14 protein-coding genes are annotated in these 14,965 nt (G+C 53.7%); 9 read left to right on the top strand and 5 right to left on the bottom strand.

The genetic code is table 11. The features are described 5' to 3' along the window. Positions 1-64 precede the first annotated feature (64 nt). Together alr and CPA50_RS02705 are read right to left on the bottom strand one after the other, a co-directional pair. Entirely contained in the window at positions 65-1,153 is a 1,089-nt protein-coding gene (gene alr, locus CPA50_RS02710; RefSeq protein WP_096780929.1) for an alanine racemase, read from the bottom strand. A gap of 9 nt (positions 1,154-1,162) precedes the next feature. Further along, entirely contained in the window at positions 1,163-2,419 is a 1,257-nt protein-coding gene (locus CPA50_RS02705; RefSeq protein ID WP_096780928.1) for a D-amino acid dehydrogenase, read from the bottom strand. 141 nt (positions 2,420-2,560) lie between these two features. On the opposite strand from CPA50_RS02705, the gene CPA50_RS02700 reads away from it, so the two are divergent. Next, positions 2,561-3,040 carry a winged helix-turn-helix transcriptional regulator gene (locus tag CPA50_RS02700; RefSeq protein ID WP_096782303.1) on the top strand — a complete coding sequence of 160 codons (480 nt, stop codon included), beginning with the start codon at positions 2,561-2,563 and terminating at the stop codon, positions 3,038-3,040. A gap of 3 nt (positions 3,041-3,043) precedes the next feature. Here CPA50_RS02700 and CPA50_RS02695 read toward each other — a convergent pair whose 3' ends face one another. Continuing rightward, a complete protein-coding gene (locus tag CPA50_RS02695) occupies positions 3,044-5,044 on the bottom strand; it encodes a methyl-accepting chemotaxis protein (protein ID WP_096780927.1) in 2,001 nt (666 codons plus the stop codon). A 598-nt stretch (positions 5,045-5,642) separates the two neighbouring features. Between CPA50_RS02695 and CPA50_RS02690 the strand changes: the two genes are divergently transcribed. The 7 genes from CPA50_RS02690 (at position 5,643) to nudE (ending at position 11,729) form a co-directional block, all read left to right on the top strand. Then, positions 5,643-7,157 carry a sodium:solute symporter family transporter gene (locus CPA50_RS02690; protein WP_096780926.1) on the top strand — a complete coding sequence of 505 codons (1,515 nt, stop codon included), beginning with the start codon at positions 5,643-5,645 and terminating at the stop codon, positions 7,155-7,157. 42 nt (positions 7,158-7,199) lie between these two features. Further along, positions 7,200-7,499 (top strand): hypothetical protein, encoded by a 300-nt coding sequence (locus CPA50_RS02685; protein WP_096780925.1) that lies wholly within the window; start codon positions 7,200-7,202, stop codon positions 7,497-7,499. Between the two features lie 10 nt (positions 7,500-7,509). Next, positions 7,510-8,541, top strand: coding sequence for an LLM class flavin-dependent oxidoreductase (locus tag CPA50_RS02680; RefSeq protein WP_096780924.1), 1,032 nt, complete (start codon positions 7,510-7,512; stop codon positions 8,539-8,541). A 35-nt stretch (positions 8,542-8,576) separates the two neighbouring features. Further along, positions 8,577-9,893, top strand: a complete 1,317-nt coding sequence (locus CPA50_RS02675) for an LLM class flavin-dependent oxidoreductase (RefSeq protein ID WP_096780923.1) — start codon at positions 8,577-8,579, stop codon at positions 9,891-9,893. Positions 9,894-9,903: 10 nt separating this feature from the next. Then, positions 9,904-10,422 (top strand): flavin reductase family protein, encoded by a 519-nt coding sequence (locus tag CPA50_RS02670; protein ID WP_096780922.1) that lies wholly within the window; start codon positions 9,904-9,906, stop codon positions 10,420-10,422. 75 nt (positions 10,423-10,497) lie between these two features. Next, a complete protein-coding gene (ribB, locus tag CPA50_RS02665; protein ID WP_179397141.1) occupies positions 10,498-11,172 on the top strand; it encodes a 3,4-dihydroxy-2-butanone-4-phosphate synthase in 675 nt (224 codons plus the stop codon). Continuing rightward, positions 11,169-11,729 (top strand): ADP compounds hydrolase NudE, encoded by a 561-nt coding sequence (nudE, locus tag CPA50_RS02660; protein ID WP_096780920.1) that lies wholly within the window; start codon positions 11,169-11,171, stop codon positions 11,727-11,729. The genes ribB and nudE overlap by 4 nt, the downstream gene beginning before the upstream one ends. Before the next feature lie 75 nt (positions 11,730-11,804). Here the strand turns inward: nudE and CPA50_RS02655 are convergent, their stop codons facing one another. Beyond that, positions 11,805-12,707, bottom strand: coding sequence for a LysR family transcriptional regulator (locus tag CPA50_RS02655; protein WP_179397140.1), 903 nt, complete (start codon positions 12,705-12,707; stop codon positions 11,805-11,807). A 172-nt stretch (positions 12,708-12,879) separates the two neighbouring features. Between CPA50_RS02655 and CPA50_RS02650 the strand changes: the two genes are divergently transcribed. Next, complete coding sequence (locus CPA50_RS02650) at positions 12,880-13,878, top strand: YeiH family protein (protein ID WP_143750717.1); 999 nt, start codon at positions 12,880-12,882, stop codon at positions 13,876-13,878. A gap of 213 nt (positions 13,879-14,091) precedes the next feature. On the opposite strand, the gene CPA50_RS02645 is transcribed toward CPA50_RS02650, so the two are convergent. Beyond that, positions 14,092-14,964: an alpha/beta hydrolase gene (locus CPA50_RS02645; RefSeq protein ID WP_202971732.1), complete on the bottom strand. Its 873-nt coding sequence runs from the start codon at positions 14,962-14,964 to the stop codon at positions 14,092-14,094. Position 14,965: the final 1 nt, after the last annotated feature.

Here is a 14,965-nt window from a genome sequence, read left to right as displayed (position 1 = left end):
GTTCTCCGATGTCCTTGATGACATTGTAAAGTATTGAAACTATTTCAGAGTGAGCTGGTAATCGCTAATCCGGCACCCAGCCTTTTACCTTGCGGTGTACCCTGCGGGTAATGCCGGTGAACAAGGTATAGGAGATAGTGTCGCACCAGGGTGCCACTTCGTTTGCCAGCAGATTTTCTCCCCAGAACTCCACAGGAGAGCCCCGGTCGGCATCGATACCGGTCAGGTCCACCGTCAGCATATCCATGGATACCCGGCCGATAATGCGGGTACGCTGGCCGTTCACCAGCACAGGCGTGCCGTTCCGGGCCTGACGGGGATAGCCGTCGGCATAACCCATGGCCACGGTTCCCACACGGGTCGGCTTGTCACAAACCCAGGTGCCGTTATAGCCGATGGCATCACCTGGCTGCAGATCATGCACAGCAATCACTTCCGAGGTCAGTGTCATGACTGGTTTCAGCTGCGCCTGCACATCCCCCTCCCCTTCAAAAGGAGAGGAACCGTACAGAATAATACCCGGGCGCTGCCAGTCATGGTGGGCGCCTGAATGCTTCATGGTAGCCGCAGAATTGGCAAAGCTCATGGTCGACGGACATTCCCGGCTGACGCTGTCGTAGATTTCCATCTGATGCCGGGTCACCGGGCTATCCATGTCATCCGCAGAGGTAAAGTGACTCAACATGGTAACGCTGTTGACCTGAGGCATGGCCTCGATGCGCCAGTAGGCAGCCCTGTACTCTTCCGGGCTGAAGCCCAGGCGGTGCATGCCGGTATCCAGTTTGAGCCAGACATTCACTGGCCTGGCCAGGTCCGCCGCCGCAATGGCGTCCAGCTGAAAGTCATTGTGCACTGCGGTCCAGATATCGTGACGGCAGATATAATCCAGCTCATCAACAGTGAAGAAACCCTCAAGCAGAACGATGGGTTTGCGGATGCCCCCCTCACGAAGCTCCACCGCCTCCTCAATGCAGGCGACGGCGAAACCATCCGCTTCCGGTTCCAGTTTCTTCGCCACATCAACGGCACCATGGCCATAGGCATTGGCTTTGATCACCGCCAGAGCTTTCTGCTCCGGCGCCTGGGATTTTGCGACCCGGTAGTTATGGGCAATGGCGTTCAGGTCTATGGTTACAGTTGCTGCTCTGGCCATGGTTCTGCCTCAGTGGTATCTGGCAACAGACAGACCCTCCGGACTGATGTCCGGTTTCCTGCCGTTAACAATGTCTGCGACGTATTTCGAGGTACCCAGGGACATGGTCCAGCCCAGGGTGCCGTGACCACTGTTGAGGATCAGGTTGTCGTACCTGGTTTCACCCAGAATGGGCACACTGTCCGGCGTCATGGGACGCAGGCCGGTCCAGAATTCGGCGCCATCCACATCCCCGGCGCCCGGGAACAGATCCTTGACGGAGAATTCAATGGCGCCCCGGCGCTTCGGATTCAGTTCCTTGTTGAAGTTGGCGATTTCGGCAATACCGCCGACCCGTATCCGGTCATCAAAACGGGTCACGGCAACCTTGTATTTCTGATCCATAACGGTAGATACAGGCGCCTTGCTCTCGTCAAGGATCGGCATGGTCAGGGAGTAACCCTTGAGCGGGTAGATCGGCAGATCGATACCGATTTTGCCCAGCAAGTGGGGTGCATAGCTGCCCAGTGCCACCACATACTTGTCAGCCTTGAGCTCACCGGCAGTGGTTTTCAGTGAGGTGACCTTGCCCTTGCTGGTTTCAATGGACTGGATTTCAGTCTCCATCATAAACCTCACACCCAGTTTCTTGCACTCTTCCGCCAGCCCTTTGGTGAACTTGTAGCAGTCACCTGTGCCGTCACCCGGCAGGTACAGACCACCGACGATTTTTTCCTTCACATTGGCCAGGGCCGGTTCGTGCCTGATGCAGGTTTCCACATCCACCATTTCATGGGGCACATTGCAGCGCTGCAGGATCGCCACATCGTGGGCTGCGCCATCCAGCTCTTTCTGACTGCGGAAAACTTCCAGGGTGCCTTTCATGCGCACGTCGTAATCCAGAGTCAGCTCGCTGTTCAGTTCCCGGAAACATTCGGCGCTATAACGGGCCACCCGCAGCATACGCTCCTTGTTTACATCGAATGCCTGGGGTGTGCACTGGGCCAGCATTTTCATCATCCAGCCAATGGTTCTGGCATCGAAATCCCGGACGTTGAAATAGAGGGGTGAAATGTCCTGCATCATCCACTTGACGGCCTTGACCGGCACACCAGGTGCGCCCCAGGGCGTGGAATAGTCGAACGAAAGCATGCCGGCGTTGGCGTAGCTGGTTTCGGTAGCCGGAGTGTCCAGGCGGTCAACCACGGTAACTTCATTGCCCGCCTTGGCCAGATACCATGCGGTAGTCACCCCGATGACGCCGCTGCCCAATACCAGAACTTTCATAAACAGCCCCTCAATGACGGTGGTAGCGATTAATTTGATATCCCCAGTTTATTATCAAATAGCCAGAGGAAAGTTTTGATTTTTTTATTTTTGCAGGGTAAAAACCTATATATTCTATTCAGGTTAGTGGAAAAATTTGCCATGCCGGATAACAGAAAGCGCCCTCTCGACAAACTGGACATCAGTATCCTCAGAACCCTGCAAAAGGATGGACGGATCAGCTATGTGGATCTCGCCGACAAGGTGGGCCTTAGCTCAACACCCTGCATTGAACGGGTACGGCGGCTGGAAAAAGAAGGCTATATTGAGGGCTATCATGCCCGGCTGAATCCCGAACTACTCGGGTACAACATGCTGGTATTCGTGGAGATTTCCCTTTCGTACCAGTCACCGGATTCCTTCAAGAAATTCAGTGACGCCGTGGAAACGCTACCCTATATTCTGGAATGCCATCTGGTGTCCGGAGATTCCGACTATCTGATCAAGGCACGGATCAGAGGGATTTCCGAATACAGGGCGTTACTCGGAGACATGCTGCTCACACTCCCCGGAGTCAAGAATTCGAAAAGCTACATCGTGATGGAAGAGCTGAAGGAAAGCCTGTCGTTACCGCTGGACTAAGCGCTACACCCGGAAACCTTGAGCCAGAGCCTGGAGCTCGTTAGCCAGTTGCGCCTGGCTCACAGTAACCTGAGAAATCTCCTGAGATCCTGAAAGCGTCTGTAATGACGTGTCACGCACAGTCACCATGTTGCGGGAAATATCCCGGGTTACAGACACCTGCTCTTCTGCCGCTGCCGCTATCTGGGTAGCCATACCAGAGATACGATCCACATCCCGGAGTACTTCGGCGAGAGTTCCTTCCAGAGTCGCGGCCTCATCAGCACTGCGGTTAGCCAGTTCATGGCTTTCGGTTACCGCCCCATGGACATCATCAGTGATCGTCTGCAGGCCGGCAATAATGGATTCGATTTCAACCGTAGACTGGTGTGTCTGCCGGGCCAGATTACGCACTTCCTCTGCCACCACAGAAAAACCCCGGCCATGTTCTCCGGCGCGGGCAGCTTCAATGGCGGCATTCAGGGCCAGCAGATTGGTCTGGTCGGCAACACTGCGAATCACATCAGTCACCCGGGTAATAGATGCACTGCTTTCCTGCAGGCGCGTCACCTGACCACTGACCTGCTCAATCGAGCCCGCCAGGCTCCGGATATGTCCCACGCTGGTCTGTACCACCTGACGCCCGGTTTCGCTCTTTCCCGAGGCGCTGGCTGCGGCTTCTGCTACATCCTGAGTGTTGCGGGAAATATCCTCGGAGGTGCTGGTCATTTCTTCCGCTGCAGCGGCAACCTGTTCCACCAGTTGCTGCTGCTGACTCACCTGATCCGCGTTTTGCCCAGCGGTTGCCCGGGTCTGTTCAGTGGCGGACGCCAGTTGCACACTGGTCTGATCAATCTGGGTCAACGCACTGGCAAAGCTCTCCATCAGACTGTTCAGGGCGGAGCCAATCAGCCCCATCTCATCTTTTGAACTGACACGGGTGCGAATCCCCAGATTTTTCTCATCCATTATCTGGCGAAAATCCCCCAGTAACTGATTAACCTGTCCGCTCACTCCACGGATGATCATCACCGCCAGAAGAATCACGGCGAGTATAACCACCACTCCGACAATGGCCGCTTCCCACAGGTCAACTGTTGCCTCATCAAGCACTGTCTGTGTTCCCGCAGCCATGTCCTGGCTGACCACACTCTTAAGCTGACCAATCGCTTCAATTGACTGGCTGGCACTGTCGAACCAGTCGATATTAGCCATACCCAAAAAACCGTATTTACTACCGATCAACCTGTCCCGCAGCGCATTGAATGCAACCACCGGCTCTGATTCCCGCATGGCCTGAAGCGCATCATGGAAGCCATTACCCAGGGTTTCACCAGCTTGAGTAAGCAGCGCATCCTGGCGGCCCGCCGCACGACTGACCCTGGAGGCAAGAGCCAGCGTGGTGTCACCTTTCTTCAGCACTTGAGCGCCAGCTTCCATCTCCTGCCCGCCCCACTCTGTTGCTTCCGTCATCGCCAGAAAAGCACTCAACTGGCGAGTCAAATGCGGCTCACCGGCCCGCTGTAAAATTGGCGGAAGTAGATCCATCAACCCTTTGATGCTATCGGTATAGCTGGCCCGGACAGTGTCAATGAGAAGGTCACTGTCGTCCATGAAATGTCTCCGAAGGCCCGCAAGTTTGCCTAGCAAGTCATCCACCCTCTTCAGCTGAACAGCTACAATCTGCAGATCCTCCGCTGGCATGGTATCGATAAATGACTGCACTTCGGCAAGGCGGACATCAGTAGCCTCGCGCTGTAGTTCCAGACGCTCTATGACCCGGCTGTCGCTACCACCGCTCGACAGATAAAGCTCAGAAAGCCCGCGCTCCCTTTGCAGGTCTGCCACCAGCGGATCAGCCTCCAGCACCAGATTGAACAGAGTCTGCAGGGACCGGGTATTCTGCAGGTTGACGTAGCGCTCACTGACCGTGGAGATGGAAAAATAAAGGATACCCAGGAGAGCGGGCAGAATAAGCAGCAACAGTTTGCCGCGCATTGAAAGGTTTCGAAGCAAGAACAGCATAATTCTCCAGCCCTGAATAAAATCTGACTCGTTGGGCAGGATTCAACGCAAGAAGGGTGCCATCAGCGAACAAAGCAACCAAAGGCTTTTATTGCACCAACCGCACCAAATCAGTGCCTGTCGAGATGTGGCGACGGCGAAGCGCCCCAAAATGACTTCGCGTGGTTACATAAAAAGCGCGGGCTTGGGTGTTGGAAAACCATCTCAGTCTCGACAACTCAGGCCCCAAACTCCGAAATCTAAATCCACTTGTTCTATCCAGCAACACCCTTCGTGGGAAGTGACACTTTCTTGATTGAGCGGTTCGAGAATTTATCAAGGAAATAGTGCATATCAAGCTTTTCTTGCGGAGCTCACTGAGTCCGCCAAAGTAACCTTTTCAGTTCCTGCCCAGCCAAGTATCCATAAAAAATACTTATACATCCGATAAGTATTCAATGGCTCCTTTATGATGCAATCGCACGGAAGAAGGGCGGGCGCCTTTTTTGCAAACCTCGCATCCTTTTGTTTTTAAACAACTTTTATATTGGCACAGCAGTTGCTGACACTCCTATAGCGCCTCCCGGCGTAAACAGAATCCAACTTGAGGAACCTCTATATGGACAAGTCGGCGCTCCAACTAACCGAAGGGCTCACACCGGGCCTTGGCTTTGCACTTATGATTGGCCTGGGCCTGGTTTTTCTGGCTCTCGCTTATCTGATCAAGCGAACCCTGATCCGAAACACCCACGATTTTATCTCTTCGAACCGCAGAATCGGTCTGGGTTTTGGGGTTGGCTCGGTGATTTCCGTCTGGACCTGGGCCATGGCTGTCATGATGAGTTCAGCCATGACTTTCCAGTGGGGGCTCTCGGGTCTGTTCTGGTTTGTTGTCCCGAATGGTCTTGCTCTTATGGCAATGATTCCCCTGGCTCGCATTCTCCGGAAGCGGATGCCAGAAGGCTATACCATCAGCCAGTTCGCCTATAACCGGTTTGGGCGCTCGCAGGCTGCGGCCAGTGTCGTCACCGTGACCATGATCTTCGGAATCCTGCTTGAGATACTGATTAATCTCAAAGGCACCTCTGTTGTGATGTCTACCGTGTTCTCAATTGACTGGAGAGTCGCAACAGTCGTCACCGTCTGCGTCGTGATGGCCTATTCATTCTTTGGCGGGCTCTGGACTGCCGTTATGACGGGGACAATCAATACATGGATGATCACCGTTCCTGCAGCTCTGGTCATAGTGGCTGTATTTGACCTGATTCCCGGTGGTGTCGACACAGTCTTTGCTGCCGTAGGTGAGGCTGATGAGATGAACCTGTCGATTCTGGACTCTGCGGCGGCTGCCGGATTCGGTATCACCCTGGCCTTCGGCCTGCTGGCATCGGTAGTTGCTGATCAGACTTTCTGGCAGAAAGTATGGTCGGTTCGCAAGGATCAGGTATCCCGGACCTTCATGTGGGCTGGTGCGCTCTTTTATCCGATTCCCATCTGCCTGGGCATGCTTGGACTGGTAGGTATTGGTTACGGCCTGACCGCCACAGAGATTGGTGGCGATATTGTCGCGATAGGTCCTTATATCGTGTCCCATATCGGCCTTCCGATGACCCTTATCATCGCCTATACCCTGGTTATTCTCGCAGCCTGCTATTCCACAATTGACGGCGCCAGCGCAGCTCTGTCATCGGTTGTTGCTATTGATATCGTCAAACGCTTTGCCCCAAAAACCACTGAGCAGACACTGTTCTACATAACCAAGGCATCGATGTTCATCGGTGGCAGCGTGGCGGCGCTGATTGTTCTCTCCGGGGTCGATTTCACCTCACTGGTTCTGACCACCTATGCACTGAAAACCTCAATTCTCATTCCACTGGTGCTGGCTATTCTCTGGCCCCGCACCAACACCCTCGGATTTGTTGCCGGTGTCATTCTGGCCATCCTGATCGGCATGCCCATCAGAAGCATGTACGGCGAACTGGTCGGTACGCTTTCTATCCTCGCGATCAGCGGTATCACCGTGGTTCTTGGCGCCATACTCAAGCCAGTGAATTTCGACATGGATGAACTCGAAGAGCTGATTACAGACCTTGATCACAACGCAGAGCCTGTTGCAGTTCCCGGCCGCGCCTGAAAGACAGTTGAAAACTGATACAAGCCAATTGAGGAAATAGCTATGTCGTTCCTGTTCTATGCAACCCTGTTCCTGTGCCTGATTGCTACAGTCATCTTCGTAACCGGTTACATCAAGGGTGTGACCGGGGCCGTGGCTGACCACCGGTCTCAGGCAGACAGCCCAATACCTGAAGAAAAAGACAGTAACTACGGCATAGCAATACTGGCTGCGGTCATTGTTGCCAGCGCCATTATCGGTCTGGTGGGGGTTGTGCCGGAGATGATCTATGCCGGCCCCCTGCTCGCCATAGTTACTGCAACGATGAACGGAGTAGCTTTCTTCGTTGATTCCAAGGCCTGAGGGACAAAGCATGAAGTTCGGTCTATGGCTTCCGGTATACGGTGGTTGGCTGCGATTACGCAACCATCGCCCATTACCCGACTTTGAGCAGTGCAGTCAGCTTGCGGTGCAGGCTGAGAGCGACGGATACGACTACCTGTACGGCTCAGAGAACCTGCTGAACTGCGTCTACGGTATGGATGCCGAGGTTGCCGACCCATGGATGTTTGTCGCAGGGCTGGCAACGGTGACACAGAGGATCGGGTTGGTTGTCGCCAGCAAACCCGGTTTCTGTTCGCCTCTGCTGGCGGCCCAGATGGCCCGAAGCCTTCAACGGATGAGTCATGGCCGATGCTCAGTAAACATTGTCTGTGGATGGTGGCCTGAAGAGTTCAGACAGGCCGGAGTGGACTATCTTGATCATGCCGGCCGCTATCGCCGTGCGAATGAGTATTGCGAGGGTCTTCAGCGTTTCTGGGGGCTGGAAAATACCACCTCTGAAGGTGAGTTTTTCAGCACAGAAACACCGCCGCAGGTCACCCCACTCAATCCAGCTCCACCGATCTGGGTCAGCGGTCAGTCCGAGGATGGTCTGGCCCTCGCCCGGAGATACGGAGAGACACTCTTTCTGAACAGCATGCCGGTTGCTGAACTCAGGGAAACCATTTCAGGAATCCGGGAGCTGGAAGCCCCGGGTTCCGCCCCACTGAAAATCGCAGTCAGTGCATTTGTACTCATGGCAGAGACAGACGCTCTGGCGAAAGCCCGATATCAGAAGTTACAGGTTCAACGGGATGACGCTCTGATTCACGATCTGCGCACTGCCATGGATGAATCAGGGGCAAGCTCCTGGGAAGGGCTGACCAGGGAAAAAATGCTCGATTCCAACTGTGGTTTCGATATTGGCCTCATAGGGTCTCCGGAAACCATCGCCAGGCGCGTAAGCGAACTTAAAGACGCTGGTGTAGATGTTCTGATGTGTCAGTTTGAAGACATGCTCAAAGGTAGTCATCAGTTTGCTCAACACATAATGCAGCCGTTTCAGATTCGCTGTACGGCTTAGAGAACTCAAGTACAAATGCCTTTGGAGGCAACAGGATGTCCAAGAAAAAAGCACACTTACTCGGTTTTGTACAACATGGTGTTAACAGTCACGCAACAGGCATGTGGCGGCATTCCCTGGATAAGGTCAACTGGGACTGGCGCAAGCCGGAATACTGGCAGCACATGGGACGCACCATGGAACGGGGCCTGTTCGATGCGATGTTCATTGCCGATGAACTTGCCCCCTACAACAACTATGAACAGAGTTCAGACGCTACTGTGAAATACGCAGTGCAGTGTCCTACTCACGAGCCCTCCACCATAGTCCCTATCGTAACCGGTGCCACCGAACACCTTGGTGTGGGCGTTACACTCTCCACAGCTTTCGAACACCCCTATTCAATGGTTCGTCGCCTTTCGAGTCTTGACCACCTTTCCAGCGGCCGGGTGGCATGGAATGTCGTAAGTTCCTATTCCAAATGTGAATGGGATGCTTATGGCGAACCAATGACCGATCGCTCTCGCCGTTACGAGCGCATGGAAGAGTATCTCAGCCTCTGCTACGAACTCTGGGACTCCTGGGACGAGGATGCCATCGTTGCGGACAAGGAGAGCGGTGTTTATGTGGATCCCAGCAAGGTAAGGGAAATCGATTTTGATGGAGAGTTTTTCAAGTCGAAGGGGCGGTCTTTTGTCTGTCGTTCACCCCAGGGCAGGCCGGTTCTCTGGCAGGCGGGCTCATCGGCCACGGGTCGTGACTTTGCCGCCCGCCATGCGGAAGCCATCTTTGCCGTTCACCCCAATATCGAGCGCATGCGCGAGTATGCCGATGATGTGAACAGTCGTCTGGCAGAAACCGGGCGTGAACCTGGCAGCGTGAAGCTGATTTACGGGCTGCAGACGGTCGTTGCGGAGACCCGCGAAGAAGCTCAGGCGAAATATGAGCGCATTAAAGCCTGTATTCCTCTCGAAGGTGCACTGGCCTGGATGGCCGGGCACTTTGGTCCTGACTTTTCTACCTACGACCTGGACGAACATGTCCAGAATATCGAGATACCCGGCATTCAGGGGCTTTTCGAATCCATTATTTACGCCAAGGGAGGTGCTCCCGTCACGGTACGGGAGGCTGCACTCTATTACGCCCAGGGTATGGGTATGCCGATACTTGTAGGCACGCCTGCAGACATCGCCGATCGGATGGAAGAGTTCATGGACGACGGCGGTGCCGACGGTTTCATGCTGGCAGCCACCTATACGCCGGGCTGTTTTGAAGAGTTCGTCGATATGGTTGTCCCGGAACTTCAGAAACGTGGTCGCTACCGGACCGAGTACAGCGGTTCCACACTTCGCGAAAACCTCTTGTCCAACTGAGGAAACAGCCATGATCAGTAACGAACTTTTCTGCGAAACCATGAGGCAGCTGGCCTCAGGGGTTGCAGTGATAACTGCCGAAAGCGATGGTCAGCTGCATGCCATGACCGCCACCTCATTTACTTCAGTATCTGCCGAGCCTCCTTTGGCTCTGGTGTGTATCAAGCGCGGCAGCGATACCGACCAGCTGGTTGCTAAAGCCGGCCGGATTGGTGTGAGCCTTCTATCCCAGACCCAGCAAACGATTTCCAATCGTTATGCCTGGAAAACCCCTGACAGAAATCGTTTTGACGACCTGGATACCAGCCGCTGCCCGGGAGGTGCATTGGTTTTCAATGAATGTGCCGCCGTTATGGAGGCGGTCATTTCACAGTCGTACGAGGCAGGCGACCACACCATCTACATCGTACAGATCGAGCATGCCTCTGTGGATATCGAAGTACAGCCATTGCTGTACTGGAAAGGCAGCTATGCCGGCCTGGAAGTTCCTGATGCCTCTCCGCGCATGGCCGCCAGGGGGGCAGCATGAGACTGGGGGATATCGACAACCATTCGGCATCTGATGTTCGCCCCCAGCCTTGCCAGAATAGTACAAGGGGGCACTATGCCAAATACTCCGTCGGTTAAGTTGAGAAGCGCGTTATCAGAGCTCGCAGCCGGTAACATCATTATTCTTACAGATGACGAGGATAGAGAGAACGAGGGAGACCTATGTGTGGCAGCTGAGCATGCCACCCCGGAAGCCATTAATTTCATGGCAGTTCACGGACGCGGGCTAATTTGTCTTTCGCTCCCTGAGTCCCGCGTGCAGGAACTTGGGCTTTCATTGTTGGTACCCCCGGAGGCAAACCAGACGGCTCACTCCACACCGTTTTGCATGCCTGTTGATGCCCGCGAAGGAATCACGACCGGAATCTCTGCCCCTGACCGGGCTGAAGCCGTTCGTGTTGCGCTGGACCCAACAAGCAAAGCCGGAGCTCTCATTGCCCCCGGCCACTTACCGGTGCTCAGTGCTAAAAGTGGCGGTGTTATGGAGCGCTCCGGGCATACCGAAGCATCCGTTGAACTAACACAACTCGCCGGCCTGAGGCCCGGTGCCGTAATTTGCGAAATCATGAACCGCGAAGGAGGCATGGCTAGTCAGCATGACCTGAAAAGACTTGCAAAAGAATTCGGCCTGACGACTCTCGCAATTCGAGACCTGGTTGACTACCTGCAACTAGACTCCCGCTTTTCGGACTGCTCGATTGAACGCCGCTTAGCAGGGGATAGTTTTTGAAACGTCACAAGGAGCCTGGCAGCCCGCAAATTCTCAGTGTTGAGTTAGCGGCGCAGTCACAGCTTTTCAGTATCGAAACTGTCAAGGTACGCTACAGCAACGGAGCAGAAGCTGTCCTTGAACGCATTCCCGCTGGCCACTGGCCCGGCGCAGTGATTGTGGTACCAGTTCTGCCAGACAGATGCGTGTATCTGGTAAAAGAATATGCTGTCGGTAGCGAACGCTATGAAATCGGGCTGCCTCAGGGCATGAGGGAGCCCGGAGAGTCCCCGGAAGAAACTGCTAACCGGGAATTGAAAGAGGAGATAGGATCAGGAGCCAGAAAACTCAGGCTCCTGAGTGATCTCAGTGTAGCGTCTTCCGTTCTGGGTTTCCGGGTTCAGGTTGTGCTGGCGGAACTTCTTTACGATGCTCAACTGGATGGCGATGAACCCGAGCCGCTGCAAGCTATCAAGTGCAATATTGATGCCCTGTTGTCCGGCAACACAGACATACAGATCACAGAAGCCCGCTCATTATTAGCGCTCTATCTCGCGCGGGAGTTCCTGGATGCCTGATTTCACGTCAGTGTAGGCCAGCCCTGATGAGGCAACGTAAAGGGCTGGATATGAAAATCAACGTCGTCAATGCATCTATATTATCTGGCTATCCCAATCTTCACAGTAACGCAAAAATGCGTTCATGAGCCGGCTGCGGTATTTATCTTTATGAATGACAATATAAAGCCTCCGCGTTAAATCCAAAAAAGGCACATTCACTTCGACCAGATCGCCGTGATCAAGCATTGATTTTACGGCTATGATTGAAAGGCAGCTTATCCCCATCCCACTCGCCACCGCGGACTTGATAGCCTCCGTGTGCCCCAGTTCAAGATAAACCTGTAGCTTGTGATAATGGTCGCTCAAGGCATTCTCAAATATAGTACGGGTACCCGACCCTCTTTCGCGCAGTATCCAGTCAGGTTTGTCGAGCAGATCATGCAAGCTCCTCGGGGGGCGCTTTGCAAGTGGATGATTCGGATGCGCAACGATTACCAACTTATCTTGTCGCCAAGGTAGCGCCTGAAGCTCTGGCGAAAAGCTGATTCCTTCAATAAAGGCAATGTCAATTTTAAAGGAAGACAGATCCTGAAGTGCCTGTTCTGTGTTGCTTGAATTCAGGCATACACCGGCCCTGGAGTATTGTCTTGTGAACCCTCCCAAGATAACCGGCAGCAGATAGTTCCCGATCGTTGAGCTCGCACCCACCTTAATCGAACCAACATATTGCGCCGGGCTAGTATTAGGACCCGCCGCTATTTCATCCGCACGGGAACAAAGCTCCACGGCAAGAGGCAGTATTGCCCTGCCTCGATCATTGAGCAACAGGTTACGATCCACCCGGTCAAATACACGCTCTCCCAGAATGTTTTCGAGTTGCGAAACGGACATACTTACGGCCGGCTGCGAAAGCTTGAGTTCTTTCGCAGCTTCGCTGAAGCTTCCACACTTGACCACAGATGAAAATATCTCGAGCTGACGAAGCGTAACGGGCATAGAGTCTTCCAGTACATTGATGAAACCGGGAAGACTCATGCATTAAGCGAGCCAGCAATCGCCCCTTCTGCAAGCTGGCCAGGCAAGCTGCGACAACAAGGTCCACCACAGCCCGGAGGTGGCATAAAACCTGCTACACCCTGATTCCAAATCACTTTTTAAGGATCACCACGTGGGTTCCCGACTCCATGCAGCGTTCAGTTCACAGCTATCAGTAATTCCTGGATTTGGTCTCTGTATGGCTCTCGGGTTGGCTACCGTTTTTTCCTCCCCCTTCTGGGGTGTTCCTTCCCTTATTCTGGCCCTTTTCCTTGGATATGTTGTGGGCGGTCCCGCGCGTGAACATCCCTTCTATAGCGGTGTTGAATTCAGCCGGCAGAGCGTCCTGAAACTAGGCGTAGTGTTGCTTGGGGTGCGCCTGGAGCCGGACCAGGTATTGGCTCTTGGCTGGGGCCCCGTGCTTCTTGTGGCACTGACCGTACCACTCACAATCCTGATGGCATGGATGATCGGGCGCTGGTTGCGGCTGCCTACTGAGTGTTGGTTAATTGGTGGCGCTGCGGTCGCAATCTGCGGTGCATCCGCAGCGATGGCTGTAGCAGCTGTTTTGAGCGCCCGAGGCGGCACATCCCGCGTCCTTCCATACATAGCAGCCAGCGTAACCGGAATTGGAGCCGTTGCGATGGTCGCCTACCCGTTTCTTGTCGAGTTATTGGATATAGACGCTCAAAGTGCCGGAATACTGATCGGCATTTCCATACACGATGTAGCGCAGGTAGCCGGTGCTGGATATGCAGTTTCAGACGCTGTCGGCGACGTTGCCATTTATACGAAAATGCTTCGCGTTGCTGCGTTGGCTCCCGTTATCGCTTTGATAGCCCTTTGTATGAGAAATCAAAGCACTCATGACAATAGGCTACCCGGCTTTCTCTATGCATTTGCTGCAGTCGTTGCTCTTAATGCACTTGGCCTTATTGGGTCTCAGATTAAGCTTATTGCTGAAGCATTTTCACAAATTTGCCTGGTAACCGCGATGGTCGGATTAGGGGCAAAGATCCAGTTTTCCAGCTTGCTCGGGGAAAGCTGGCGACCACTTTTCCTGCTGGCGATTCTCTCAGTTTTATTATTCACCGTGCCACTTATCGTACTTATTGTGGCCGACAGTGTCTGAGGCAAAATGATATCGTTTTCGTTTCTACTTCCCGTAATTCTCTGTCTGAGCAGTAATTACAATGCCGAAAGCATATAAGCAAAACTTACAGATTAGATAAACAATATATGGCTCCCTTATGAAGCGGTTGCACGGATGCGGGGCGGAGCCTTGTAAGACAATCCTGTAAAAACCCCTGCACTTTTCAACTGTACTTCATGTGGCAAGCTTTGATTATTCATTCCGTGTTTTAACCAATTGCGCCAGAACCCGGTTTTCAATGCTGAACGGGACTGACATATGGTCCTCGTGGTCCACTATGTGGTAGCTGCTGCGCAGCCCATAACCGGACAAACCCGACAGGCGCTCAAAGAGCTGTGCTGCGTCCTGTTGGTTCTGCAGGCTGTCACCGTCAGCCACAATCAGAGACAGGCTGCGGTGTGTAACATCCACCCCTCCCACTTCAACCCGCTGGCGAAACTCGCGTTCATGTTTAAGCAGATAGCGGTCATTCCACCACAGGCTGGGGCTGGCGGCGACCACGTGGTTAAAGAGTTCTGGCCGAGTGAACAAAGTGTAAATGGCAAACATCCCGCCAAAAGAGTGGCCATACAGGCTCTGCTGACTTTCGTTTACCGGGAATCTTTCTGCCACTGCGGGCATAACCTGCTGCTCAAGAAAGTCCAACAGTACGTCCTGGCCGCCCTGAGGTGGCGAGTTCGCTTCTTCGCTCACTGGCGGCGAGAAGTCATAGGCCCGGCGCAGAAAATTGTGAGGGTCATCCCCCAGGTAGGCAATACCGACAATAATGGCCTGTCGGTATTGTTTCTGCGCCCGTTTGGCTTCGTGCAGCGAGGCGAAATAGGCATTGGCGTCAAGCACATAAATTACCGGATACCCCCCGGTATAGGGCAACTCACCCTCCGGCTTGCTCACCAGGATTCTATAGCTATGGCCCTGCCCGTTTTGCATCCGCCATTCGAGAGTCTGGTCCAGAGTTACTTTCGTTTCCTCACCTGACGGTTGGTCTCTGGCCTGAGTATTGGCAGCCCAGGACACCAGTGCCATTAATAATAGGATGTTCAAAATACTCATAGGCTTGGTCATC

The organism is Marinobacter sp. ANT_B65 (assembly GCF_002407605.1).
Taxonomy (GTDB): Bacteria; Pseudomonadota; Gammaproteobacteria; order Pseudomonadales; family Oleiphilaceae; genus Marinobacter.
The sequence above is the reverse complement of the archived record's forward strand: the minus strand, read 5'-3'. Positions and strand labels throughout refer to the sequence as shown.